Here is a 25838-nt window from a genome sequence, read left to right on the forward strand (position 1 = left end):
TAGCCTCAATAAAAAAGAGTGCCAAAGCACTCTTTCACTCGCAACAGGATACATTAAACCGCTATTTTAAGTTAATCTGATAAATTGCTGTACTGCCACTGACTTCATTGCCTACAATCAACATAGGCTTTGCATTTGGTGAATCTTTGGCAGAGACAAACGTCAGTCCTTCAGGACCTAAATCACTTTTCTCAATCAGAATCTGTTTGCCATCCTTGTTTAAGATTGGCTGACCTTTGGCATCTTTATAAACCTGATCCTGTTTAAAGGTACGATTATTAAAATACTGTATAAACACAGGCTTTTGTGGATTACTAATATCATAAACCATAATCCCACTTTGGCGCTCTAAGCCGATAAAGGCAAAGGTTTTTTTGCCAATCGTACCCAGTGCTAAACCTTCAGGCTCAGGCCCTTTATTGTCACTTCGGTCATCAAAAGCCACCGCTTCATGATCACTATTAAAATAATTTGGAAATAGCTCAGCAACTTTACGCTCAAACTCACTGCCTGAATCCCAAACTAACTTGCCTTGTGCATCCCATATACTGAAAGAACGCGCGCCATAGCTATAAAGTTTGCTATAGGTCAATAATCCATTGGCATCCAATTTTGGTGAGCCATCCGTGTTGGTTTGATAACCCATATTCCAAGCAATGTTTAAACGTCCTAATTGTGTATCATCACGGCACATGCTTGGATCAGTCGCTGTTGCACCACAATAGGCAAAAACCGTTGCATCTAGTTTGGCACCTTTTACACCTGTTGCAAGATTGACTAAGTGTGCTGGATAATCACCTTTGTTATTGAAACCTTTGACATTAAACAGGTGTTTCATTCGAATTGCTTCAACAAAACCTTGGCTTTGATCTCCTGCATAGTACGCTTTTGAGTCTTTTAGCCATTCACGTGAATCACCTTCATTGGCGGTGACTAAATAACTCGCCCCATTGGCTTGATAATGGGCAATTGAATCAGGTTGATACATCCCCACCAAACCTGGCCAAGTTTGGATGTTAATTTTTCCATCTTTATCACTGACATCTAGTGCATTGTGAGCAAGCCCATGATCTTTATAACCTAATGGAAAAATATCAGTCACTTTTTTAGCAACGATATCAATTTTGGCAATGGCATTATTTTCTTGTAAGGTCACCCAAGCGGTTTTCCCATCATTGCTGATGGTGATGTATTCAGGCTCTAGATCTTGAGCCACCGTCGCTTTAGGACCAAAAATGCGTACACCCGATTTAATCAAATCGGCTTTTTTATCATTAAACGCTTTAAAATCGGCAAGGCTAGCGGTTGGTCGTTGAATATTGCTAATATCAATAATGCTGATTGAACCTTCAGGATCGATACTATAGTCATCATTCGGTTCCGCCTCATTTGCCACCAAAACAGTTTTACCATCTGGACTAAATGTCAGCATATCAGGTAAAGCACCAACTTCGATTTGACTAATCAATTTCAAATCTTTGGCATTAAAAAAAGCCACAATACCTTTATCTGTTTTTTGTTTGGCTTGAACAGCAAGTGCCACAATGCCATTTCTAATCGCAACTGAATTTACTTCAGAATCAGCTAAAGCTTCACGAGCCGAAAGCTCACCAATATGCACAGGCGTTTCTGGTTTAGACACATCTAACACATCAACCAAACCCTTTTTGGCATTGACCACAAATACCCGTTTTGTTGTTGCATCATATGCGGGAATCTCTGCTGCACTTTCAGCAAAAATACCCGTTTCATAACGCCCCAGTAAGCTTAAATTAATGCTTTCAGGTGTGCTTTCTTCAACCGTTGGCGCTGTTGTTTTATGATCATCATTACATGCCACTAAACCCACAGAAAGCATTGCTAAACACAATGCTGAAACTTTTATGTTCATAAACAGCCCATTTTTTGTTTAATTTGGCTTAATGTATTCATCACGGGTGTAAGTTCCATGACAAGCAGATTACAGTTTTATGGCAATTTCTTGAACATTCAATTGGGTATTGCGCCTGATTCAATATAAAGCAACGATTTCATACAGATTTAGTCAGATGATTGTTTTAAAATATTCACAAAATGGGATTATTTAAGTTCTATGACGACTACGCCATCGCACAGTAAACTCCAACCTAAATTCTATTTATTGGTTTTTTTAGTTTCGATCGGCTTTTTCATGCAAGGCTTAGATACCACGATTATCAATACCGCTTTGCCTGCGATGGCAGAAAGCCTGCAAGAAAATCCATTAAAAATGCATGGCATCGTGATTAGCTATGTCTTGGCAGTTGCTGCATGTATTCCTTTAAGTGGTTGGTTGGCAGATCGCTTTGGGGTACGAAATATCTTTTTTGCAGCGATCGTGATTTTTACCGCTGCCTCATTGGGCTGTGCACTGTCCAATGACTTCAATCTGCTTATTGTATTTCGAGTTATTCAAGGTATCGGTGGCGCATTACTGGTTCCAGTCGGGCGACTCGCCATGTTAAAAATCATCCCTCGTGAGCAGTTTCTTTCTGCAATGAGTTTGATGAGCTTAGCAGGCTTACTCGGTCCATTAATGGGCCCGATCTTAGGCGGTTGGTTGGTCGAATATGCGTCTTGGCACTGGATTTTTCTGATTAATTTACCCATCGGTATTTTAGGCACTTTTGTCACCTTTAAAGCCATGCCCAATGTAAATGAAGCATCGGTAAAATCCTTTGATTTCAGTGGCTTTATCCTATTGGCAATCGCAATGGTGGGAATGGCTTTAGGGATTGAAAATATTGCTAGCAATGAAATCTCCAGAAGCCTGAGCTTAGGCTTACTTTTCGCAGGGATAATCTCAGCATTGGTCTATGCCTATCATGCCCATACCCATAAAAATGCATTGTTTCGTAGTCGACTGTTTAAAAATAAAATCTATACCATCGGTGTACTCGGTAATTTCTTTGCGCGCTTTGGTGGAAATGCGGTTCCTTTTATTTTGCCACTGATGCTTCAAGTCGCCTTTAAAATGGAACCTTTTATGACTGGGGTAATGATGACCCCAATTGTACTTGGTTCATTATTTTCTAAACCCATCATTCGCCCGATTCTACAACGTACTGGTTATCGTCCATTTCTACTGGTTAATACCTTATTGATCGGTGCATGTATTGCCAGTTTTGCCTTACATACAGCAGATACTCCGACATGGTTAGGTGTAGTGCATTTCTTTATTTTTGGTGTACTCAACTCATTACAGTTTGTGACCATGAATACCCTTACGCTTAAAGATCTCCCACAACAGGACGCCAGTAGTGGGAATAGCTTTTTATCGATGATTATGATGTTATCAATGAGTATTGGGATTGCTTTGGCAGGTACTTTACTCAATGCATTTACAGGCTATTTTAGTGAAGCACATATAACACAAGCATTTCACTATACTCTGATTTGCTTAGGTGCGATTAACATCATTACGGCGTTGATATTCTTTCAAATTCCCAAAGATGCGCAAATTTAAGTGTTGCAATTTTTATTCAGCCATCGTTTTTTAGAACCAAAGCACGTTAAACTGATCCATCTGGATATTTAAAAAAACCATGTCAAAATACGCTGCGAAAAAACACAAACAGCAAAAAATCACTCGCAATAGCTCAGTTTTAGCGATCGCACTTTTCTGCTGCGTCATATTCGGGACTTTGTTTTTTGTTCATAATAATACTGCCTTGGCTGAAGCCTATCCGATTAAAGGTTTCGATGTATCACATCATCAAGGTGATATTGATTGGAAAAAAATCTCTCCGCAGCACTATCAGTTTGTCTATCTCAAAGCCACTGAAGGTGGCGATTATCAAGATGATAAATTTCAGCAGTATTGGTTAGAAGCACGTGAACGTGGTATGCGCGTGGGGGCTTATCACTTCTTTCGTTTATGTCGTGATGGTGACATTCAAGCACAGAATTTTATTAAAACGGTGCCAAATAAAAGTAATGCCTTGCCCCCTGTGATGGACTTGGAATATGACAGCAGTTGTATAAACACCTATACCAAAGAACAATTAATCAAACAGATCAAAAGTATGCATGATCAATTGCAAAAGCATTACGGTAAACAACCGATTTTTTATACCTCTAAAATCTTTTACAACATGGTACTCACAGGTGAGTTTAAAGATACACCGATTTGGATTCGTGAATATAAAGATAAGCCTGATTTAAAAGACCAACGTGCATGGACATTTTGGCAACAGAGCAACCAAGGCAAAATTCAAGGCATCGAAAAAAATGTCGATTTAAATGTATTTTATGGTGATGCAGAACAATGGCAGCAGTTTTTACAGAAAAATAAGTTGAATTAAGCGCAATCAAGATCTTTCATGACATAAGCTGTCGCATATTCTTTACAAAATTTAAATTCATCAATAGAAACAAATCAAGATCGGTTAGAATAATCACACAGCGTTTCAACACTGTGTAATTCATGAGAAAAATCATCCATATTGACATGGATGCATTCTATGCATCTGTAGAGCTACTCGACCGTCCTGAATTAAAGCACTTGCCTGTAGTGATTTCATCACATCATCCTCGGGCTGTGATTGCTGCTGCATCCTACCCAGCGCGTCAGTTTGGGTTACGCTCTGCCATGTCGATGTCACAGGCAAAAAAACGTTGTCCTCAGGTCTATGTGATTGAACCGAATTTTGAAAAATATCGTGATGTTTCTGTAAAAATTCATGAAATTTTTCAAAAATACACTGCGCTTATTGAACCTTTATCTTTAGACGAAGCTTATTTAGATGTCACTGAAAATTTACAAAATATTCCCAGTGCTACTGAAGTGGCGGAACGAATTCGAGCCGATATTTTTCAACAAACAGGTCTTACAGCTTCGGCAGGTGTAGCACCGAATAAATTTCTTGCCAAAATTGCCTCGGATTGGAATAAACCCAATGGCATTTGCATCATTAAACCGACCCAAGTTCAACATTTTATCCATGATTTACCCCTGAAAAAAATTCCCGGTGTTGGTAAGGTCACTCAGGAAAAACTGAAAAGCTTAAACTTAGAGACTTTGGGTGATTTGCAAAAAATTGAAGAAAATATACTGATCCATCATTTTGGCAAATATGGCAGACAGTTATTTTTATATGCCCAAGGTATTGATGATCGTCCAGTACAAGCCGAACGACAACGTCAGCAAATTTCTAAAGAAACCACATTTGATGATGATCTCAGCCTTGAACAGTGTTCAATCTATTGGGACAATTTAATTGAACGTGTTTGGCTCAGTTTAGAAAAAAAACACATGCAGGCTCGTGGTGTCACCGTGAAGTTAAAACTCAAGAATTTTCAAGTTTTACAGCACAGTAAAAGTTTTAAAACCGCACTTCAATCACAGCAAGAAATGGTTCAAGTCATTCAAATATTATTAAGCGAAATGCAAATTCCTGAGCATTTTCAATTCCGTTTAATCGGAGTCGGTTTGTATCAACTGACAGATCAGCAAGATGAAGCACAATTATCATTATGGTAAACACAAATGAAAAAGACATGTGCCGCATCAGCTTAAATCTTTTACTTTATATCAGAAATAAAATCTTGAATTAATCTAGCCACTTGATGGGCGTGTACATTGGCCAAATCATGTTGACCTTGTTCAATGACATGCAATCTAGAATGCTGGATTTTTTCATGTAAATATTTACCCACACCCACAGGGCTAATGGGATCTGCATCCCCCCACAGCAACAGGACTGGGCACTCTATTTTATACAATAAATCATCTAGATGGGATTGATGCTCGACAAACCAATTGGGTACTGCAAATGTTTGCTGGTAATCCCCCCGCCAATTGGCAACCTGAAAAGGACTTAAATCAATTCCACCAGAGCTTGCAACCAAAACCAAAGCGTTGATCAATTCAGGTTTTTGTAATGCAGCTTGAACTGCAAAAACACCTCCCATAGATTGAGCAATTACAATGCTGGGTTGTTGAATTTGGTGGAGAATATAACTCTGCAAATCGTCAAAACTATGAATATGCGGATGCTCTGGATGCCCAGCAAAACTTGGATAGGCCATCACTGTTTTTTGATGATCGGCTGAAAGCTGCTGTATAACAGGTTGCCAAAACACTGTGCTTCCCGATGCGCCTGGTAAAAAAATTAAATGCATTCTCCCATCACCTTGATATACAAAATTTAATCATCACTCTTTAGTTTAGCGCGTTGAAAAGCAGGACGCTGCTGAATTCGTTCAGCATAGGCAGCCAGTCGAGGGGTTTTATTTTTAGTTCGTTGTTGCATGGCAATCACGGGGAAACTCATTTGAATGTCGGCAAAAGAAAACTCACCTGCGGCATAATCATGTTGACTAAAATAATCTTCCAAAAAGGCTGCATGTTCTTTTAAACGAGGATTGCTAAAGCCACCACGTACACCTTCTGAAATTTTCTTTGCAATAGGACGAATTAAAAAAGGAACATGTTTTGGCATATTGGTCATCACCAATGTCATAACAAGATAAGGCATTAAAGAACCTTCGGCATAATGCATCCAGTAGTTATATTGCATTAAGTCTTTAGGATTTTGAGGCCTAAACTGATTTTTTGTATCATAGGTCGCCTGAAGATAATCTAAAATCACAGCAGACTCTGCAATGGTCAGGTCACCATCGGTCAATACAGGTGACTTTCCAAGCGGATGAACTGCTTTTAACTCAGGGGGTGCAGCAAAAGTAGGTAAGCGTTTATAGTACTTAATCTGATATTCAAGCCCTAGCTCCTCTAAAGCCCAAATAATACGGAGTGAACGAGATTGATCAAGGTGATGTAATGTAATCATTGTATTGCCTCAGTTTTTATTCTTCGACTATAAATTGATCTCAACTTTTCAACAATTCTATTACTGTATTTAAATCATTTTTTTATCAACTTTGTTTATACTCTAGATTCAATTTTGGTTATTCTGAGAATAAAAATGAAGTCACTTACCCCATTAATTTTCTTCTTTATTTGTTCAAATCTATATGCATATCAACCCAAGCTTATGTTACTGGGAGCTCTTGAGAATAAGGGAGAGTCCTTTATTGATGTAAATGCACATAAAAAAATTCGTGATTCGTTTAAGCAAGCTGTTATCTATGAAAAATATGCCCATCCTATAAAAGATGAGCAAGGTGTAACATATCAATCTGTTATTAAACAACTTATTGTGGATTGCACAGGAAAAACTATCGCCATTCGGGGCGCTGATTACTTTATAGGAAAAACCTCAAACAGCACATTAGTGAAAAAATTTGATGACATTACGTTGAGCCATGATGGTGAAACGGGGGCAGCTTTTTATTCCTTTGACGACTTAGAGTTTAAAGCGTTGAATCAAGATAAATTCTATAACAAGATTTATGTAAACACCTGTAAATAATCAATAAAAAATTGCATAATCTTACTGATAGAAAAAAAAGATATTTTGTTTTTATACAAAATATCTTTTACATAGCCGTTTTTTAGATAATCGTGGTATTGATTTCCACACTACGCAATAAAGTCTTGGTCACTGGGGTTTTTTGGCAAATGTCTAACACTTTTTGATGCACCGCTTCAGACAACGGAGTCGCAAAAGACAAGCGACGCTCGACCCATTCTTTCCCCTCTTTATTGGCATTAAAATCAGCTTCAACTGTAAACTCACCCAAATCAAGCCCTTTGTGTTGAGCATACATACGCAAAGTAATCATGGTACAAGAAATTAAACCTGAACAAATAAAATCATAAGGCGCTAAGCCCTTGTCTTGCCCACCGAATGATTCTGGTTTGTCGGTAATCAGTTGATGTTTTCCACTCACCACCTCACCTGACCATGGTTCTGGATAGGTTTTTACCTTTGCATTTGCAATAATTGCCATTTTATTTTCCTTTAATCTTTAAATTTTTAGTGAATGCCAGTTTAAATAAAATTTGTAAACGCAACACTTGCGCTAAAGGCTGGTCAAATACACCTTTAACGCAAATTATTTAGTTTGAATCCATATTACAATGCACAATGCAGCACATCACTTCGATGCTCGCATCTTGTCTGGGAATGCTGGTGCTTCTAAACGTGGACCATCATAATCAGGGATCGTTCCAAAACGGACATCCTGATTTGCCCATTGTTCTGTTGCTGTTTTTAGTTCTTCCTGTGTTCTGCCCACAAGATTCCACCACAGTAAAATAGGCGACTCAAAAGGTTCACCACCTATCAACAGTAAACGCGAGCCTTTTGGTAGTTCAACCTCAATCTGAGAAATTCCAGGTTCAATCACTACCATATTGTCACTATTTAAATCATGACCATTGACGGTTGCTTCACCTTCTAATGCCATAAATCCATATTCAAAATGAGGATTCAGTGGAATACGTGTCTTGGTTGATTCTTTTGCAAAAAAATCGATCCCCACTAATTCTGTATGCACTTTGACAGGAGATTTGATATTCATGAATTCACCGACTAAAACTGTAAATTCAATATGATCCTGCTCGACAACTGGTAATTCTGGATAATGATCAAACTGCGGTGCCATATTGATCTTATCATCAGGCAAGGCAATCCAAAGCTGTGCAGCATGCATTCTGGTTTCAGTATCTGGAGCAACTTCTGTATGGGAAATTCCATAACCCGCAGTCATCAGATTCACTTGTTTAGGACGAATCAATTGTTTAGAGCCGATGCTGTCTGTATGCATCATCGTCCCTTCGATCATCCAAGTGAAAGTCTGTAATCCAATATGTGGATGCGGTCCGACATCCAATCCATCTCCCTGAGGAAATACCACTGGGCCAGCGTGATCTAAAAAGCACCATGCGCCAATCATGCGTTTTTGACGGCTTGGTAATGCACGTTTAATGACGGTGCCTTTGCCTATTTCTGCTGAACGAATTGGAAAATCTTGAATAAACTGATTCACGTATTTTTCACAATCGTCAGAGTTAGAAATCTCGGTATAGTTGGTATTGGTCATGTTGTTATCCTAAATTTGTCCATCAGCTCAGGACGTTATTTCAACTTCTACAATTTCATTTTATTTAGCTTATCGGTTTTATATACATCGGCCTATAGCTATCTTAATACGCTGAATACTATCAATAGGACAATAATAGTTTGGTTTTTGTTATGCATTTTCTGATCACAAAATTTGGAAACAATACTTTACCAAATTGAATATTCACGTTGGAATGTTTATAGACTCGTAGTCGCACCATGACATGTTCAAGTCTTGATCGAATTAAGCAGAAGGTGGTGGATTAAGATCCACAAATAATCCTGTGAAACGGCGAACCAGAGGTAAAAAAATTAATACTGTGGGAAAGGCAATCATCCATGAAAATAACCAGACGCTAAACCATTTTGTAAAAAATCCATCAAACCAACCTACATTCTTCCATAAGTTAATCATGGAAATGGTGGCACTCATTAAAGCTGAAAGTATGAATGGCATAATCCACGCGGCATATTTTGCTGGTAATTTAGGAATTCCAGCAAAAATCATGGCAGGTTTATGTTGATGGCCTCTATTCTCGATCTTGGTTTCTGGTTTTAAATCACGCATTTTTCTTGACGTTCTGCTTTAAGTTTTTCATAAATTGTTTAACTGCTGGTTCAAAGTCTTGAAATAGCACATGATCGCGATGGGTAATTATAACTTCTAAAAAGAGTTTTAGTCCTACAGCAAATGCTTTGGTGGTTTCTTCATCAAAAAAATCAGCAGCTTTTAAGCGCTCTACAATTTGGAAAATATCATCGTGATTACCCACATTAAATTCGATATTTTCATCATAAGTTGATGGATGACCTTGCGCATCTGCAAGATGTTGAACAGTCACATGATATTGATGTTGTTTCATAAGATTTCTCTAACTTGTTAAATATTCGCCGTTGTTTAATGAAGGGTCTGTTGACAATTCGTCTACGTTTGCGACTAGGTGTGTTTTTTAAACGATACTAGGCGCGAGATAAGAAATTTAGTCATTCTAAATGATGAGAAACGTCGTTTCGCAAGGTAACGACGTAGCGGCAAAAAACACGCTAGTCCCCTGCTGCGCCTTGCGCTGCAAACAAAGCAGTGCTTTGTTCTTGCTCAGGGTTGTGGCTAAAATTATCTCAGCCTTCGTTATAAAACTCGAAAATAGTCTCGCTATTCTCTTCGTTTCATGCTTTACGACGTATACGTCTCATGCTCAATTTTAACCTACAACGCAAGCCATTTATGAAATGGCAACAGACCCTCATGTGGTACTAAATTTAATATCCAAAACATCAATATCAAACGCTTGAAAAACCTGCTCCACTGAGGCGATTAAAGACGCTTTATTGATCTGGGTCAGGTCGGCACATTGGATATTGAGTGACTCCACTTCGGATAAATAAGGTAAAGCATACTTAACTTCATCTCTACCGTGCAGATTTTGAGTAATCAAACCGACTTTCTCTAGATCGCTCACCACTCGGTATATAGTGGATAAACTGATCTGCTTATTTTGTACATATAACTGCTGATAAATCTGCTTTGCTGTCAGTTGCGCTTTTTGGTCCAACAGCGCTTTGAATACAATCACTCTTGCTTGGGTCACTTTTAAATTTGCCTGACGCAGTTTTTTTTGTATCTCAACACTCATGTCTCACCTAAACCTTCTATTGCCCTGTTATTGCATTGTTATAAACGCCCAATTTCTACTGCGGCTTGATCAATTTTTTCAGCGACTTGTCTAACTTGCTCGGCATCAAAATCTTTACCCTTGAGCTTTAAGCGCAATGATGTTTTTAAGTTTTCCATCGCACGATGAATATCCAAATATTGGTCATTTTCATGAATTTCGCGTCGAGTTTCCAAACGCTCTAATAAGTGTTTGATATGCGCGTGCTGCTCTTTTAAATGTAATTTTCCAGCATCTGTAATGTGATATTGCTTACGATCACCTTCTGTATTTTCAGCATGTAGAAAGCCAATTTCTTCAAGATAGGTAAGAGTTGGATAGATCGTGCCCGAACTTGGAGTATAGCCGCCACCGACTAGATCACTGATGGCTTTAATAATTTCATAACCATGTTTTGGCTGTTGCTGTATCAAATGTAAAACCAAAAGCTTCATTTTACCTGATTCAAACAACCGACCTCGTCGTCCACCATAACCTCGTTCGGTATGCTGTTCACGATGCTCAAAGTCATTTTGTGAATGAATATGTCGCTCTAATTTCATCTTTATTTTTCTCAAATTGATCAATTTATAATTATTAAGATATATCTTAATAAGTCTTAACACAACATTATATTACAGAATAAATTTTAATATTTTGATAAATAAGCAATTAAATTATTTTAAATCGATTTATCTTAAAAATTTAAGATATAAAAAGACAGGTAAAGTCTTTCAATAGCATCTATTGGCTATTTTCATTGTTGTTCCGGATTGCTTAAAGCTTTAGCCAATTTCTCGTTTTTATGCTTTTTGACAGTAAACTTTTAATTTTCAGATCTTTAGTCTTGACATGGCGTTTAATTTACATACAATGCGATTTGTAACAAAAAATTAATATTTTTATAACAAAAGGGTCACACAATGTTTAAGAAAACTTTATTTGCTGCATTACTTGCTACTTCTTTTGGGTCTGCACATGCATACCAAGCTGAAATTGGTGGTTCACTCGGCATTGTTGATCCAGATAAAGGGGATACATCTACTGCTTTTGCTATTGATGGAACATATTATTTTAACCCTGTTCAAGTTAAAAACAACCCATTAAACGAAGCGGCCTTTCTAGATCGCGCAAGCAACGTAAGTGCTGGGATTAGCTATATCGATTATGATGCCTACGATGTAACAGCATATGGTGTTGGTATTGAATATTTTGTTCCAAATACCGATTTTTATGCAAGTGCTGCTATTGGGCGCTCAACAGCTAAGGCCGATCATGTAGATGATTTAGATACGACAACTTACTCTGCTGAAGTCGGTTACTTGCCAATCCCAGGTCTTTTAGTTGCTGTTGGTTTAGCAGGCTATGATAATGATTTTAATGATGATATAGATCCAACTATCCGCGCTAAATATGTCACTCAAGTGGGTCGCTATGATATGAATTTTGAAGGCGATGCAAAATTTGGTGATATCGATGATTACAGCGTAGGTACAGATTTATATCTAGATAAAACCTTCAGTGTCGGATTGGCTTATTCAGGTAGCCGTGCTGATGGTAATGATGAAGACAGCTTTACAATTCGTGCAAAAAAATTCTTTACTCAACAAATCAGCTTAGAAGGTTCTGTTGATTTTGAAGATGATGATAATGTTTACGGTCTTCGCGCTGCTTACCGCTTCTAATTATTGATAAACTTTAAAAAACCGCTCTTGTATAAGCGGTTTTTTATCTCTAAATTTACTGCTCTAAATGCAGCATTCTTAACTGTAAACTCACATTGCCATTAAATTGATTTTTATCCAATTCATAAACAATACGTACCCTATCTTGCATGGGATCAAAATTGAATTTATCACGTACATTAAAGGCAATCGCATCAATCGGTTGGCCATTTTCCAAAGCTAAACGCAATTTCAGATGCACTTCTTTTAACCAACGATAATCGATGACTTTAAAACGCCCTTCAAATACCGGTGCAGGAAACTTTTGCCCCCACGGTCCTAATTGCGCCAAAGTCTCTACAGTTTGCAGTTGAAATGCCTGAGCAGGTAATTCACCATCCGTCCACAACACCGCTTGGAATAGTGCATCATCTGATTGAGCAACCAACTCAGTAAAACGTTGTTTAAATTCTTCAAAATGTTGCTTTTGAATGGTCAAACCCGCTGCTGCTGCATGCCCACCAAAATGACTAATCAAATCAGGATATTGCTCGGCAACCTTTTCAATACTGTCTCGAATATGAATACCATCAATTGAACGTGCGGAACCTTTGATATGAATCCCATCTTTATCTGCCGCAAATACAATACTGGGACGATGAAATTGCTCTTTTAAACGTCCTGCTACAATACCAATCACACCTTGATGCCAATGCTCTTCAAACATAACCAGCGCTGCGGGTAAATGGTCTTGATCAAGCTGTAGATTTTCCAACTCTGCCAAAGCCTCTTGTTTGATCTCCGATTCAACTTGACGGCGTTCTAAGTTTAAATCATTGAGTTGGCGTGCCAAAGTGTGAGCTGATTGAATATCGGTTGCCAAAAGACATTCAATACCTATGTCCATGGTTTCCATACGCCCTGCGGCATTAAGACGCGGGCCTAACACAAAACCTAAATCAGATGCTTCTAACTCAGCAGGATCACGCGCGGCAATATCTAATAAGGCACTGATTCCAGCACGACATTGATTTTGCTGAATTCTTTTAACACCAGCATCCACTAAGATACGATTATTATGATCTAGACTAGCAACATCAGCATAGGTACCTAAAGCAACTAAATCCAAATATTGTGGCATTTTTGCGGCAGATTTACCCAATTTTGCCCGATAGCTACTTAACTTTGCTAATAGGTAAAATGCGACTCCGACACCTGCTAAAGCCTTGCTCGGAAATTCGCAGCCTAACTGATTGGGATTGACAACCGCTTCAGCCTGAGGGGGCTCTTTTGTGGTCAAATGATGATCAGTAATGATCACCTGCATCCCATGTGATTGTGCTTGTGCTACACCGGCATGACTGGAAATTCCATTGTCGACTGTAATTAATAGATCAGGCTGATATCTTTCAAAAGCCAAATCAGCAATTTTAGGGGTTAAGCCATAACCATACTTAAAACGATCTGGAACGAGGTATTCAACATTGGCGGCCATTTCTCGTAAAGCCAAGATCATCAGTGCGGTACTGGTTGCACCATCGGCATCATAATCACCCACAATCACTATTTTTTTGTGTTGGTCTAAGGCCTGATCAATAATTTGAATGGCTTGTTCTAGACCTTTCATTTCTGGTGCAAGTAAATATTTAAGTTTCAAATCTAATTCTTGTTCAGATTGCACACCTCGACGGGCCAAAATTTCAGCAATAAAGGGTAACACGCCCTGAAAATTTTCAGGGCGTGTAATCAAAGGTCGTTGTTTAATTTGTAATTTTTGCATTTATGGCATCAAACGTTGTATTGTCCAAGATCCAGCGACTTTTTCATAAGTGAGGCGATCATGTAAGCGATTTGGGCGACCTTGCCAGAATTCATAATATGTCGGCTCTAAACGATAGCCTCCCCAAAATTCTGGTTTAGCCAATTCATTTTTTTCAGCCACTTGCTCATACAACGCTTGAAAACGCTGTTGTAAACGTTCCCGACTTTCAATCACGCCACTTTGTGGTGTGCTGATATGCGCTGCAATTTGGCTATCACGAGGACGTTTATGATAATAATCAGTAGACTCTTGTTCAGATATTTTCTGAACTTGACCACCCACACGGACTTGTCGCTCAAGCTCAGGCCAATAGAATAGCAATTCTGCATAAGGATTTTCAGCTAAATCTAAGCCTTTTTGACTGTCATAATTGGTATAAAAATCATAACCAGCCTCCGTAGCACCACGTAATAACACGGTACGTACATGTGGCCGCCCTTGTGCATTTGCGGTTGCCAACGACATTGCATAAGGTTCATGTAGTTTTGCTTCTAAAGCCAAATTAAACCAATTGAGAAACTGCTCATGAGGATGAGCATCGACCTGCTCCTCATGTAGTTCACCTTTTTGATAAGTCAGACGAAGCTCACTTAAGTCTTTAATTACATCACGCATGAAGCAAAACCTTCTACAGACGATACAATATTTTAAGCTGCATTTTGACGAACAGCATCTGCTAAATGATTTGCCAAATCAGTTACTTCTTGCAGATTATCACCTTCCACCATAACACGAATGATCGGCTCCGTCCCTGACTTACGAATTAAAATTCGTCCACGTCCTTTAAGTGCAGCTTCTACTTTATCAAACTCTGCAACCAATGCCGGTACTGCAAAGGGGTCAAACATTTGTTCAAGTCGTACATTGACTAATACATTAGGTAAAGTTTTAAAATCTGCTATCAATTCATCTAAAGATTTATTCTGCTCAACCAATACAGTTAAGACTTGGAGGGCTGCAATGATTGCATCACCAGTTGTACTCTTATCTAAAGTCAGAATATGACCAGATGGCTCACCACCAATCACCCAGTTATTTTCTTCTAAATTTTGTAATACATAGCGATCACCAACTTTAGCACGTACAAAAGGAACTTTGGCTTTTTCAAGTGCTAACTCTAATGCCATATTACTCATGACTGTACCCACGATACCTGCTGGTTTTTGCGACGCTTGTGTCGCTAAAATATACAGGATATGGTCGCCATCAACCAAGTTACCAAAACGATCGACCAAAACCACCCGATCAGCATCACCATCAAAAGCAATGCCTAAATCAGCTTGATGCTCAATCACTGCTTTTTGTAAATTTTCAGGATGTGTCGAACCGCAATCCTTATTGATATTTAAACCATCTGGCTCATTAAAAAGTGCAATAACTTTCGCACCTAATTCACGAAATACTGCTGGGCCTACGCTATAGGCTGCACCATTGGCACAATCCACCACAATTTTTAAATGACGCAAGTTGAAATGATAGGGGAATGTCGATTTACAAAATTCGATATAACGACCATTGGCATCTTTAACACGGACACTCTTACCTAGGTTTGCTGTGTCTTCAATAACAATATCATTCTCAAGCTCTCGATTAATCGCATCTTGAATGGTATCTGGAAGCTTTTTCCCTTCATCTGAGAAGAATTTAATGCCGTTATCAAAATAAGGGTTATGCGAAGCAGAAATCACGATACCTAAATTTGCATGCAATGCACGGGTTAAATGAGCAATTGCAGGGGTCGGTAGTGGCCCAAGCAAGTGTACATAAACACCAGCTGCATTGAGGCCCGCCTGTAAGGCTGCTTCAAGAATATAACCAGACAAACGCGTATCTTTACCTAACACCACAATCGGCTTTGATTTAGGGCTAATTTGCTTTAATACTTTTCCTGCTGCAAATCCGAGTTTAAGTGCAAATTCTGGGGTAATTGGGAGTTCACCAAATTTTCCACGAATCCCGTCTGTTCCAAAATAACTCATTTTTTACCCACTTATTATGTGTTGTATAACAATCAATTTTTAACTTTTACTACTTTACACCAAAATAAAAAAGCCGTCATAAACTGACGGCTTTTTCCAATCAAAATATTACAAAAGATTAACCTACACGATAGTTCGGCGCTTCTTTAGTAATCGTTACATCATGCACATGTGACTCTTGCATACCTGCGGCAGTAATTTTCACAAATTTTGCATTTTGGCGTAAGTCTTCAATCGTAGCAGAACCCGTATAGCCCATAGATGAACGTAAACCACCCATCATTTGATGTACGATATTGCCCATTGGACCTTTGTACGGTACGCGACCTTCAATACCTTCAGGTACCAACTTCTCAGCGCCCGCTTTTGAGTCTTGGAAATAACGATCTGCAGAACCCGTCGCACCCGCCATTGCACCCAAAGAACCCATACCACGGTATGCTTTGTAATAGCGACCTTGGAAAAATTCAACTTCACCTGGCGCTTCTTCAGTACCTGCCATGAGTGAACCCACCATAATCGTACTTGCACCAGCACCAATCGCTTTCGCCATATCCCCAGAAAAACGGATACCGCCATCAGCAATTAATGGAATTTGATCTTTCAATGCATTAGCAACACTATCAATTGCAGAGATTTGTGGCATACCAATACCAGCAACAATACGTGTAGTACAGATTGAACCAGGACCAATACCCACTTTAACGGCATCTGCACCAGCATCAAGTAACGCCAAAGCAGCATCACCCGTTGCAATATTACCGCCAATGACTTGAACTTGAGGGAAGTTTGCTTTTACCCAACGGACACGCTCAATTACACCCGCAGAATGACCATGTGCAGTATCTACAACAATTGCATCGACCCCGGCTTCAACCAAAGCTTCAACACGGCTTGGAGTTTCAGCACCCGTACCCACCGCTGCACCAACACGTAAACGACCTAACTCATCTTTACAGCTGTTTGGATAAGATTCCGCTTTACGGAAATCTGTAACAGTAATTAAGCCTTTTAATGCATTGCTTTCATCAACCACCAATACTTTTTCAATACGGTGTTTTTGCAATAATGCTTGAATATTTTCTTTAGATTCATTTTCACGAACAGTCACAAGACGATCTTGTCCTGTCATGATATTGCTTACTGGTTGTTCCAAATTCGTTACAAAACGAGTATCTCGGCCAGTCACAATTCCAACCACTTTGCCATCTTTAACGACAGGTACACCACTGATATTGTTGGCTTGCGTAATTGCCATCAAATCACGAATTGTGGTTTCAGGTGTCACGGTAATCGGATCTTTCACCATTCCCGCTTCGAATTTTTTTACACGGCGAACTTCTGCAGCTTGTGCAGAAATATCCATGTTTTTATGTAAAATACCAATACCACCGTTTTGCGCCATTGCAATCGCCATACGTGACTCAGTCACAGTATCCATTGCTGCTGAAACCATAGGGATGTTCAGTTGAATGCCGCGTGTGAGGCGTGTCTTTAGAGAGACATCTTTTGGGAGGATAGTAGAATAGGCAGGGAGTAATAAGACATCATCGAAGGTTAGCGCTTCTTGAACGATGGTCAACATAACAGTCTCGCTGGTAATTTCCGTGAGCTATTATATACAAATTTCCGTTCAATTTTCATTTTTTATTACGTGGATTTCTTTTATTCTCAGTCTCACTTTATTTTTCAGTATCTTATTGAAATAAAAATAGGCTTTGAATATAAGATTTTAGTGGATTTAACACTGCAGCAAAGTGTCGACTTACAGTCTCTGCTTTTAAAGTAACAGCTAGGCTTTCATCAAAAACCCTACTGAACATATGATTATATTGAGTAGCGCAGTCAAGATAGCTTAAATCCAAAAAGCTTGCCCCATTTGATGATGCTTTTTCAACAGGATGGACTATATATTTGTCCATATTCAAGCGCAGCTGTGTGGGAGGAGCTCGACAGTATTTAACAGCGCAACAGCTGACTTTTACACTGGTTGATTATTCAGATTAATCCACTCTTTACCACGTAGAATACTGAATATAAACATTCTTCTATCCTAAATTTTTCCACTTAAGTTTTAACATACCTGATCAAAGTCTTCATCATTGCTGGGGGTAGCAACCTCGATTTCGATCAGCGGAATCAAACCATAGCCTTGTCTTGCTTTTGCACATTGAGAATCACCAGCATGTACCTGTTTGCATGAAGAACTCCGTTGTTCATACATACTACAGCTGACTTGCTGTCCAATCTCACCTTTTAATGCCACACAACGCGGTTGCTTTTGATTGGTGCCCTGCATACAAGAATACACTGCTGTCAAAGGTTCGACATAATCTGCTGGCATAGCTTCTCCTTCTGCCCAATAAAATGAGACTCGGAAAAAGGCGCAACACGCCCCGCAACTTAAGCACGCATCCTGTGCTGATATTTGTGACAACATTTTTTTAAGATTCTCGTTATCAATTTAAAATTTTGGCAAGAAAATCCTAAAAAAAGTCGCACTCAAACTCAATATATTTTTTGAATTTTTTATTGCGGACAGGTAAACACGGACTCATCCATCAAATCGACACCACATTGTAAATTTTCGATCCAGTCTAAAAACTGATGAATCATCTCTTTACCAATAAACGGCTTACCATGTTGTGGCACAATCATTTCAATATCCATTTGACGTACCATTTTCACCCATAAACGGATCACCCGATTGGTACACATATAGCGCTGATGAAAACCATGCATGGTTGGAATGTGCATTGCAAAATCTTCAATTGGTTTCGATGCATCATCAACAATCGATGCCCCCATATCACCTGAGAATAAAATTTTTGAAATTGGATCGTAAAACTGGAAATTTCCAACGGAATGTAGGAAATGCGCAGGAACTACGATAATGCGTGTTTCTCCCAATGGAATAGAGCCTCCTTGGTCAGGCAATTCGATCAGACGCTCTAACCAGCCCCCTTTCATACGATCACTCATAAATGCGGAATTTAAATGAGGTAAAAAGCGTGCCCATAATTTAGATGCGACCACTTTGGCATCGGTATAGACCAACCAACGTGGCATAGAAGTAATGATGTCGGGATCTTGGTGAGATGCCATGACATAGTCTAGATTTTGTAATCGGGTGTATTTATTAAGCTCCATGGTCAGTGGCACATAGGTCAAATCACCGCCGGGATCTAATACTGCTGCACGTTCATTATTTAAAATAAGAAACTGATTGGCTTGTACACCTTCACCTTTCACCAAACTGGTAAAACTTATACATTTATGAGTGCCATTATCAAACAAAACTTGCGATGTGGTGCGATCTAAAGCCATACCAGAAACCCCAAAACCTTTTTTAAAATAAATCTTTAGTTATCCCATACAACATATAAGGTTTTCTTCAAAGTTACAATAAATCTACAACCTAAGTTTAAAGATTATTTGTGTCATCATTCTCAAAATAGTAAAAAACCCAACATTAAGTTGGGTTTTCAGCTTTAAAAATAGATGACTTTATTGATGTTCAATCAGCTAGGAGAATTGAGCTTAAAAAAAGTAATGCTGAACTAAAGCCGCGACACCAATAATAAAGAAGATTGCAGCTCCAATTTTATGAATCAACGCAATAGGTAATTTATCCGCCAATTTATTGCCAATAAATACAGCAGGTGCATTGACCAACATAATCCCCAATGTGGTCCCTAGGGTTACCCAACCGATACTGTCAAAGCGTGCAGCAAGTGCCACTGTGGCGATTTGAGTTTTATCGCCAATTTCTGCAAGGAAGAATAATACAAAGGTTGCACCAAAGACCCCATATTTTTGCCATTTATTAATACTTTCAGATTCATCATCCAATTCATCTGGAATCAGCATCCACCCAGCCATACCAATAAAGCCAAGTGATACAATCCAAAGTAAAACTGTCGGGCTAAGGACCGTGGTAATCCACTGACCAAGCACAGCCGATACACCATGATTGACAATAGTTGCCAATAAAATTGCAATTAAAATCGGAATAGGTTTACGAAAACGTGCAGCAAGAAGTAATGCGAGTAGTTGTGTTTTATCGCCCATTTCGGACAAAGCGACAACCACTAAAGAGATGAGGAAGGCATTTAACATTTCAAAGTCTCTGGCTAGCAATATTTACCGATGACTTATCCCTCCTGCTAGCCAATATGAATAGTTGCCTATTCAACGCGGAGTGATAAATCAAAGGTCTTGCCAACAAAAGATAGCTGAGTAAACACCTTCAGCTAAATTGGTTCTTTGCTATGATGACCATACTCTGTTGAGTAATTATGTTGATCATCACCCATTTATCATCTCGCAGATGACAAACAGCGGCTACTCCCCAATGAAGTACAGCTATTCTACAACGCTTTATCGATCATTTTCAATTTTTAAAAATTAAAAAATTTAAAGCTTAGATAAACTTCAAAAAATATCGTACCGAAGCATTTTTAATACCCGCATAGAATAAATTCAATTTCGTTCCTCACTAATTTTGAACCCTAGATGGTTATCCTATTGTGGGGCGACATGAATGTCGCCGTTGGCCGGGGTTACAGGACGTATCCCTCACCCAACATGAGCAAAAACAAAGCACAGCTTTGTTTGCAGCGCAAGGTTTGACATCCCCCTACCAAAAGTGAAGCATCGCCTACGCAATAGTATTTAAACTTTGAATGTAAGGTGTGGCATTGCACGCTTTTTTATAATCAGATAATTTGTTTTTCATATAATTGATTTAATAAAAAATATTAATTAAGAGAAATTATATTCTTGTGCCTGAGTTTTTTGACAGATTGACGATATTGAATCATAACTTTAAAGCAGGTTCGAAAATTATTGATAAAACAAAATTAGATGCATAAAAAACCTCGCCTAAAGCGAGGTCTTCTATGATTTAAAACTTAAAGCAAGATGTTACGAATATCTGATAACAACTTGGTCAATTTATTGGTAAATCGCGCAGCATCTGCACCATTAATCACACGATGGTCATAAGACAATGACAATGGCAACATCAGTTTTGGATCAAAGCCTGAGCCATTCCATACTGGTTGCATCGTTGCAGGTGAAATACCCAAAATCGCAACTTGAGGCCAGTTCACCAATGGTGTAAATGCAGTACCGCCAATTGAACCTAGGCTGGTAATGGTAAAGTTTGCACCTTGTAAGTCCTTCGGAGAAAGTTTCTTATCACGTGCTTTCTTACTCAGCTCTCCCAATTCAATAGCAATTTGCTTAATCGATTTTTGATCAGGATTACGCAATACTGGAACAGTTAAACCATCTGGTGTCGCCACAGCGATGCCCATATGAATTTCTTTGCGCAACAGCACAGACTTTTGATCATCTGCCAAGTGACCCGCGAAATAAGGCTCTTCTTTGAGTAGGAACGCCACCGCTTTTGCAATAAAGGCAAGGATCGTTAAGCTAATACCATCTTGCTTAAATTTCCCTTTTAGCTCACTGCGCCAAGCTTCTAGCTCAGTAATATCGGCTAAATCAAATTGTGTCACTTGTGGAATAAAATTATTTAATGACAATTGCGGTACAGACACTTGCTGTAAACGCGTCATTGGCGCAATTTCACTACCACCAAATGCACTGAAATCTGGTAATGCAGGCAAACCTGAAACGACTGGCGTAGCAGATGTTTGAGCTGCTGCTTGTGGAGCAGTCAATTTGGCTTTAACAAAAGCAAAAACATCATCCTTCATCACACGTTCATGAGGGCCAGAGGCCTCGACTTGTGATAAAACCACACCCAGTTCACGCGCAAGCTTACGCACAGCAGGACCAGCGTAAACTTTAGCATTTTCAGCTTGTTGCGCTTTAGATAACTTTTCAGTACCCGCTTGAGCAACTGCTACTTCAGCTTTTGGCGCTGATGTTGCCGTTTTTGCGACTGGTGTTGATGCAGTTTGTACTGCTTGAGCAGCTGGCTTTTCTTGTGGTGCTGGTGCAGTTTGACCTTGTGCTTCAATCGTCACCAAAGCAGTGCCCTGACTCACAGACTGATTCAATTCCACATGGATCGCCGTCACCGTACCTGCAACCGTACTTGGCACTTCTACAGAGGCTTTATCTGACTCCGCAACGCAAAGGCTTTGGTCTTTTTCAACTTGATCGCCTACGCTCACCAAGATTTCAGAAATTGTTGCCTTATCTACACCAAGATCAGGAACAGCAACTTCAACTTTACCCGATTGGGCTGGCGCTGATGCTTCTGGTGCAGCAGTTTGAGTCGGTGTTGCTGATGTTTGTTGAGGTGCTTCAGCAGGCGCTGCCGATGAAGTCGTTGCAGCGCCTACAGTTTTCACTGTAATCAGCACCACACCCTCTTTAACATTATCGCCTTCTTTGACCACAACACTTTCAACCGTGCCGGCAACGGTACTTGGAACTTCAACCGTTGCTTTATCCGATTCCACTACAACGATACTGTCATCTACCGCAATTTCGTCGCCCACTTTAACCAGAACTTCGCCGACCAAAGCTTTTTCAACACCAATATCTGGCACTTGAACTTCAACTGTTTGAGATGAAGCTGTCGCAGATGCAGCAGGCGCCACAGATTCAACTTTAGTTTCTACAGCAGGTTCAGTTTTTGCAGCTTCTTGAGCAGGCTGTGCGGGTGTTTCTGTCTCTGTTGCATCCGCAGATTCAACTTCGATCAATACAGCACCTTCTGAAACTTCATCACCTTCCGTAACGGCAATACTTTTAACCACACCTGCTGAAGTGCTTGGTACTTCAACAGAGGCTTTGTCTGACTCAAGTAGAACGATACTGTCATCAACAGCGATGGTATCCCCTACTTTCACCAAGATTTCTGCAACAGTGGCCTTATCAACGCCAATATCAGGAGTTTTAACTTGCATCATTATTTCTCCTCTGTCACTTCAGTATAAGCAGCAACTTCTTGTACAGATGGATGCGCTTGCGGTAACCATGCAACTGGACGATCAACATCAAGTTCAAATGAAGAGATTGCATCTTTGACTAATCGTGGATCAACTTCACCTTCATCTGCAAGTTTTTTCAATGTTGCAACCACAATATGTGCTGCATCTACACCAAAGTAACTACGTAAATTACTGCGTGTATCTGAACGGCCATAACCATCTGTACCTAAAGTTACGTATGGACGGCTATCTGGAAGGTAAGCGCGGATCTGTTCGCTATACGCACGCATATGATCTGTTGCTGAAACAACAATACCATCCGTGTCACGTAATTGCTGAGAAACCCAAGACTCTTTACCGTCTTCAAGTGGATGAAGGCGATTGTATTCTTCAACAGCCATACCATCACGTGCCAACTCATTAAAGCTTGTTACACTCCATACATTGGAATGGATTTGGTATTCATCACGTAAAATTTGCCCAGCTTTAATCACTTCACGCAGAATCACGCCTGAACCCAATAACTGAACTGTGGCTTTTTCATCTTTATTGAACAAGTACATACCACGTTTGATGCCTTCTTCAGCACCTTCAGGCAATGCCGGTTGATCATAATTTTCATTCATGAGAGTCAAGTAGTAGAACACACGTTCCTGATTCACATAAATACGTTGTAAACCATCATGCACAATCACGGCTAACTCATAACCAAAGCAAGGATCATAAGCTACACAGTTTGGAATCGTACCTGCCAAGATATGAGAATGACCATCTTGGTGTTGTAAACCTTCACCATTTAATGTTGTACGACCAGCTGTTGCACCACACAAGAAGCCTTGTGCCTGAGAGTCACCTGCTGCCCATGCAATATCCCCAATACGTTGGAAACCAAACATTGAGTAATACATATACATCGGAATCATTGGTAAGTTATTGGTTGAATAACTGGTACCCAATGCTGACCAAGCGCTCATTGCACCTGCTTCATTGATCCCTTCTTGCAACATGTGACCATCTTTTGCTTCACGATAGTTCATGAGCTGTTCTTGGTCTTCTGGGGTATAGTTTTGTCCATGCGCAGCATAGATACCCAACTGACGGAACATACCTTCTAAACCGAAAGTACGTGCTTCATCAGGTACGATAGGCACAACACGGTCTTTAATGGCTTTTTCTTTTAACAAAGCTGCAATCAAGCGCACCATAACCATCGTAGTTGATTGCTCTTTACCACCACTGCCTTTAAGTACACCATCAAATACTGAAATCTCAGGAATCGCCAATACTTCGCTGTCTTTACGACGTGCAGGCAAATAACCACCTAAAGCTTCACGACGTGCTTTCATATATTTCAATTCAGGTGAGTTTTCACCTGGACGATAAAATGGAAGCTCTTCGAGTTGCTCATCAGAGAATGGTAAATTAAAACGGTCACGTACATATTTCAATGAATCGTGTTGCATTTTCTTGATTTGGTGGGTTTTGTTGACAGCTTCAATTTCGTCAGACAAACCATAACCTTTCACTGTTTTCGCCAAGATTACAGTCGGTTGACCATTGCTGGTCATTGCTGCGGCATACGCAGCATATACTTTGTATGGATCATGACCACCGCGATTCAGATTATCAATATCTTCATCGCTTAAGCCTTTTACCAACTCCGCGGCTTCAGGGTATTTACCAAAGAATTTTTCACGGGTATAAGCACCCCCTTTTACTTGGTAACGTTGGTATTCACCATCTAGCGTTTCATCCATACGGGCTTTCAAAGCACCTGATGTATCTTTGTCAAGCAAAGGATCCCAATGACGACCCCATACGACTTTAATCACACGCCAACCTGCGCCACGGAATAGTGACTCCAGCTCTTGGATAATTTTACCATTACCACGAACTGGACCATCTAGACGCTGTAAGTTACAGTTCACTACCCAGATTAAATTGTCTAATTTTTCACGACCCGCAAGCGAGATTGCACCTAAACTTTCTGGTTCATCCATTTCACCATCGCCAAGATACGCCCAAACCTTACGGTTCTCTTCTTTAATCAAACCACGATTCATCAAGTATTTTTGAATATGTGCTTGATAAATTGACATGATTGGACCAAGGCCCATCGATACGGTTGGAAACTGCCAATAATCAGGCATTAAATAAGGATGCGGGTAACTTGAAAGTCCCTGACCACCCACTTCACGACGGAAATTACTCAACTGATCTTCGGTCAAACGACCTTCTAAAAATGAACGTGCGTAAATACCTGGTGCACAATGACCTTGGTAATAGATCATATCGCCACCAAAGCTATCGCTATTGGCACGGAAGAAATGGTTAAAACCGACATCATATAGGGTCGCTGAAGACGCGAAACTTGCCAAGTGACCACCTAAGTCATCACCTGTTTTATTGGCACGTAAAACCATTGCCAAAGCATTCCAACGAATTAATGCTCTAATACGACGCTCCATATCTTGGTCGCCTGGCATCGCTGGAGATTCTTCTACTGGAATGGTATTTAAATAAGGGGTATTTAGACGCTGAATAGGTACATGCTTCGAAATTGCTTGTTGATATAATTTTTCTAATAAAAACGCAGCACGATCAGTGCCCATATGCTGGAGCACTGAATCAAAGGCATCTTGCCATTCTTGTGTTTCCTGAGCGTCGCTATCACCATAATACGCCATTTCCCACTTACTCCTTGAATAGTTTTCTATATATTATATGTATCATGTTTTGGGCATGTTAAGTTATCGTTACAGCCAAATGCAGATTGTGAGGATTATTTAGCAACTAAATAGTTGTTGACTAATTGACACT

General features: G+C 39.6%; 23 protein-coding genes and 1 riboswitch. Of the genes, 5 read left to right on the plus strand and 18 right to left on the minus strand.

The genetic code is table 11. The features are described from left to right. Window positions 1–61 precede the first annotated feature (61 nt). Window positions 62–1891 carry a choice-of-anchor I family protein gene (locus AC4CVF_RS17835; RefSeq protein WP_483770448.1) on the minus strand — a complete coding sequence of 610 codons (1830 nt, stop codon included), beginning with the start codon at window positions 1889–1891 and terminating at the stop codon, window positions 62–64. Between the two features lie 201 nt (window positions 1892–2092). Between AC4CVF_RS17835 and mdtD the strand changes: the two genes are divergently transcribed. From mdtD to dinB, 3 genes are all read left to right on the plus strand, one after another. Continuing rightward, entirely contained in the window at window positions 2093–3484 is a 1392-nt protein-coding gene (mdtD, locus tag AC4CVF_RS17840; protein ID WP_336952415.1) for a multidrug transporter subunit MdtD, read from the plus strand. Window positions 3485–3563: 79 nt separating this feature from the next. Next, the gene (locus AC4CVF_RS17845) at window positions 3564–4322 is read left to right on the plus strand and encodes a glycoside hydrolase family 25 protein (RefSeq protein WP_483770449.1); all 759 of its coding nucleotides are present in this window, start codon (window positions 3564–3566) and stop codon (window positions 4320–4322) included. 122 nt (window positions 4323–4444) lie between these two features. Further along, entirely contained in the window at window positions 4445–5500 is a 1056-nt protein-coding gene (gene dinB, locus AC4CVF_RS17850; protein ID WP_419326953.1) for a DNA polymerase IV, read from the plus strand. Between the two features lie 41 nt (window positions 5501–5541). On the opposite strand, the gene AC4CVF_RS17855 is transcribed toward dinB, so the two are convergent. Together AC4CVF_RS17855 and AC4CVF_RS17860 are read right to left on the minus strand one after the other, a co-directional pair. After that, window positions 5542–6141 carry an alpha/beta fold hydrolase gene (locus AC4CVF_RS17855; RefSeq protein WP_419326952.1) on the minus strand — a complete coding sequence of 200 codons (600 nt, stop codon included), beginning with the start codon at window positions 6139–6141 and terminating at the stop codon, window positions 5542–5544. A 26-nt stretch (window positions 6142–6167) separates the two neighbouring features. Continuing rightward, window positions 6168–6809 carry a glutathione S-transferase family protein gene (locus AC4CVF_RS17860; protein WP_419326951.1) on the minus strand — a complete coding sequence of 214 codons (642 nt, stop codon included), beginning with the start codon at window positions 6807–6809 and terminating at the stop codon, window positions 6168–6170. Window positions 6810–6944: 135 nt separating this feature from the next. Here AC4CVF_RS17860 and AC4CVF_RS17865 point away from each other — a divergent pair, with 135 nt between their 5' ends. Next, entirely contained in the window at window positions 6945–7391 is a 447-nt protein-coding gene (locus AC4CVF_RS17865) for a surface-adhesin E family protein (RefSeq protein WP_490789787.1), read from the plus strand. An 82-nt stretch (window positions 7392–7473) separates the two neighbouring features. On the opposite strand, the gene AC4CVF_RS17870 is transcribed toward AC4CVF_RS17865, so the two are convergent. The 6 genes from AC4CVF_RS17870 to AC4CVF_RS17895 form a co-directional block, all read right to left on the minus strand. Beyond that, window positions 7474–7872 (minus strand): OsmC family protein, encoded by a 399-nt coding sequence (locus AC4CVF_RS17870; RefSeq protein WP_336952428.1) that lies wholly within the window; start codon window positions 7870–7872, stop codon window positions 7474–7476. A 147-nt stretch (window positions 7873–8019) separates the two neighbouring features. After that, complete coding sequence (locus tag AC4CVF_RS17875; RefSeq protein ID WP_336952430.1) at window positions 8020–8967, minus strand: pirin family protein; 948 nt, start codon at window positions 8965–8967, stop codon at window positions 8020–8022. A gap of 264 nt (window positions 8968–9231) precedes the next feature. Beyond that, a complete protein-coding gene (locus tag AC4CVF_RS17880; RefSeq protein WP_419326949.1) occupies window positions 9232–9555 on the minus strand; it encodes a DUF2798 domain-containing protein in 324 nt (107 codons plus the stop codon). Then, window positions 9548–9850, minus strand: a complete 303-nt coding sequence (locus AC4CVF_RS17885; protein ID WP_336952432.1) for a DUF3861 domain-containing protein — start codon at window positions 9848–9850, stop codon at window positions 9548–9550. Before AC4CVF_RS17885 ends, AC4CVF_RS17880 begins: the two co-directional genes overlap by 8 nt. A gap of 381 nt (window positions 9851–10231) precedes the next feature. Further along, window positions 10232–10621: a Fur family transcriptional regulator gene (locus tag AC4CVF_RS17890; RefSeq protein WP_490789788.1), complete on the minus strand. Its 390-nt coding sequence runs from the start codon at window positions 10619–10621 to the stop codon at window positions 10232–10234. A 38-nt stretch (window positions 10622–10659) separates the two neighbouring features. After that, window positions 10660–11202, minus strand: coding sequence for a PadR family transcriptional regulator (locus AC4CVF_RS17895; protein WP_336952436.1), 543 nt, complete (start codon window positions 11200–11202; stop codon window positions 10660–10662). Window positions 11203–11562: 360 nt separating this feature from the next. On the opposite strand from AC4CVF_RS17895, the gene AC4CVF_RS17900 reads away from it, so the two are divergent. Continuing rightward, window positions 11563–12324 (plus strand): putative porin, encoded by a 762-nt coding sequence (locus tag AC4CVF_RS17900; RefSeq protein WP_336952438.1) that lies wholly within the window; start codon window positions 11563–11565, stop codon window positions 12322–12324. A gap of 55 nt (window positions 12325–12379) precedes the next feature. Here AC4CVF_RS17900 and recJ read toward each other — a convergent pair whose 3' ends face one another. The 9 genes from recJ to aceE all read right to left on the minus strand — a co-directional run bounded on the left by recJ (window position 12380) and on the right by aceE (window position 25705). After that, window positions 12380–14083 carry a single-stranded-DNA-specific exonuclease RecJ gene (recJ, locus tag AC4CVF_RS17905; RefSeq protein WP_483770453.1) on the minus strand — a complete coding sequence of 568 codons (1704 nt, stop codon included), beginning with the start codon at window positions 14081–14083 and terminating at the stop codon, window positions 12380–12382. After that, window positions 14084–14740, minus strand: coding sequence for a pyridoxamine 5'-phosphate oxidase (pdxH, locus tag AC4CVF_RS17910; RefSeq protein WP_336952442.1), 657 nt, complete (start codon window positions 14738–14740; stop codon window positions 14084–14086). It lies immediately after the preceding gene. A 32-nt stretch (window positions 14741–14772) separates the two neighbouring features. Further along, window positions 14773–16104: a phosphoglucosamine mutase gene (gene glmM / locus AC4CVF_RS17915; protein WP_419360833.1), complete on the minus strand. Its 1332-nt coding sequence runs from the start codon at window positions 16102–16104 to the stop codon at window positions 14773–14775. 118 nt (window positions 16105–16222) lie between these two features. Further along, complete coding sequence (guaB, locus tag AC4CVF_RS17920; RefSeq protein WP_004718605.1) at window positions 16223–17689, minus strand: IMP dehydrogenase; 1467 nt, start codon at window positions 17687–17689, stop codon at window positions 16223–16225. 489 nt (window positions 17690–18178) lie between these two features. After that, window positions 18179–18544: a YkgJ family cysteine cluster protein gene (locus AC4CVF_RS17925; protein WP_336952445.1), complete on the minus strand. Its 366-nt coding sequence runs from the start codon at window positions 18542–18544 to the stop codon at window positions 18179–18181. Between the two features lie 89 nt (window positions 18545–18633). Then, window positions 18634–19431, minus strand: coding sequence for an oxygen-binding di-iron domain-containing protein (locus tag AC4CVF_RS17930; protein ID WP_004718609.1), 798 nt, complete (start codon window positions 19429–19431; stop codon window positions 18634–18636). Window positions 19432–19644: 213 nt separating this feature from the next. After that, window positions 19645–20223 (minus strand): TMEM165/GDT1 family protein, encoded by a 579-nt coding sequence (locus AC4CVF_RS17935; protein ID WP_336952447.1) that lies wholly within the window; start codon window positions 20221–20223, stop codon window positions 19645–19647. Window positions 20224–20311: 88 nt separating this feature from the next. Next, a riboswitch (yybP-ykoY riboswitch) is annotated at window positions 20312–20469 on the minus strand. Window positions 20470–21017: 548 nt separating this feature from the next. Next, window positions 21018–22994, minus strand: coding sequence for a 2-oxo acid dehydrogenase subunit E2 (locus AC4CVF_RS17940; protein WP_419327072.1), 1977 nt, complete (start codon window positions 22992–22994; stop codon window positions 21018–21020). Between the two features lie 2 nt (window positions 22995–22996). Continuing rightward, a complete protein-coding gene (aceE, locus tag AC4CVF_RS17945; protein ID WP_490789789.1) occupies window positions 22997–25705 on the minus strand; it encodes a pyruvate dehydrogenase (acetyl-transferring), homodimeric type in 2709 nt (902 codons plus the stop codon). Between the last annotated feature and the right edge of the window lie 133 nt (window positions 25706–25838).

Source organism: Acinetobacter sp. LipI_19, assembly GCF_058242925.1.

Bases quoted from the DNA above. Each gene is read 5' to 3' on its own strand.
- AC4CVF_RS17870 (WP_336952428.1), bottom strand. From the start codon at position 7,872: ATGGCAATTATTGCAAATGCAAAGGTAAAAACCTATCCAGAACCATGG.
- AC4CVF_RS17895 (WP_336952436.1), bottom strand. From the start codon at position 11,202: ATGAAATTAGAGCGACATATTCATTCACAAAATGACTTTGAGCATCGT.
- AC4CVF_RS17860 (WP_419326951.1), bottom strand. From the start codon at position 6,809: ATGATTACATTACATCACCTTGATCAATCTCGTTCACTCCGTATTATT.
- AC4CVF_RS17880 (WP_419326949.1), bottom strand. From the start codon at position 9,555: ATGCGTGATTTAAAACCAGAAACCAAGATCGAGAATAGAGGCCATCAA.
- AC4CVF_RS17885 (WP_336952432.1), bottom strand. From the start codon at position 9,850: ATGAAACAACATCAATATCATGTGACTGTTCAACATCTTGCAGATGCG.
- AC4CVF_RS17930 (WP_004718609.1), bottom strand. From the start codon at position 19,431: ATGGCTTTAGATCGCACCACATCGCAAGTTTTGTTTGATAATGGCACT.
- dinB (WP_419326953.1), top strand. From the start codon at position 4,445: ATGAGAAAAATCATCCATATTGACATGGATGCATTCTATGCATCTGTA.
- aceE (WP_490789789.1), bottom strand. From the start codon at position 25,705: ATGGCGTATTATGGTGATAGCGACGCTCAGGAAACACAAGAATGGCAA.
- AC4CVF_RS17940 (WP_419327072.1), bottom strand. From the start codon at position 22,994: ATGCAAGTTAAAACTCCTGATATTGGCGTTGATAAGGCCACTGTTGCA.
- AC4CVF_RS17925 (WP_336952445.1), bottom strand. From the start codon at position 18,544: ATGTTGTCACAAATATCAGCACAGGATGCGTGCTTAAGTTGCGGGGCG.
- AC4CVF_RS17845 (WP_483770449.1), top strand. From the start codon at position 3,564: ATGTCAAAATACGCTGCGAAAAAACACAAACAGCAAAAAATCACTCGC.
- AC4CVF_RS17875 (WP_336952430.1), bottom strand. From the start codon at position 8,967: ATGACCAATACCAACTATACCGAGATTTCTAACTCTGACGATTGTGAA.
- guaB (WP_004718605.1), bottom strand. From the start codon at position 17,689: ATGTTGACCATCGTTCAAGAAGCGCTAACCTTCGATGATGTCTTATTA.
- AC4CVF_RS17890 (WP_490789788.1), bottom strand. From the start codon at position 10,621: ATGAGTGTTGAGATACAAAAAAAACTGCGTCAGGCAAATTTAAAAGTG.
- glmM (WP_419360833.1), bottom strand. From the start codon at position 16,104: ATGAGTTATTTTGGAACAGACGGGATTCGTGGAAAATTTGGTGAACTC.
- recJ (WP_483770453.1), bottom strand. From the start codon at position 14,083: ATGCAAAAATTACAAATTAAACAACGACCTTTGATTACACGCCCTGAA.
- AC4CVF_RS17865 (WP_490789787.1), top strand. From the start codon at position 6,945: ATGAAGTCACTTACCCCATTAATTTTCTTCTTTATTTGTTCAAATCTA.
- AC4CVF_RS17855 (WP_419326952.1), bottom strand. From the start codon at position 6,141: ATGCATTTAATTTTTTTACCAGGCGCATCGGGAAGCACAGTGTTTTGG.
- mdtD (WP_336952415.1), top strand. From the start codon at position 2,093: ATGACGACTACGCCATCGCACAGTAAACTCCAACCTAAATTCTATTTA.
- AC4CVF_RS17935 (WP_336952447.1), bottom strand. From the start codon at position 20,223: ATGTTAAATGCCTTCCTCATCTCTTTAGTGGTTGTCGCTTTGTCCGAA.
- AC4CVF_RS17900 (WP_336952438.1), top strand. From the start codon at position 11,563: ATGTTTAAGAAAACTTTATTTGCTGCATTACTTGCTACTTCTTTTGGG.
- AC4CVF_RS17835 (WP_483770448.1), bottom strand. From the start codon at position 1,891: ATGAACATAAAAGTTTCAGCATTGTGTTTAGCAATGCTTTCTGTGGGT.
- pdxH (WP_336952442.1), bottom strand. From the start codon at position 14,740: ATGCGTGATGTAATTAAAGACTTAAGTGAGCTTCGTCTGACTTATCAA.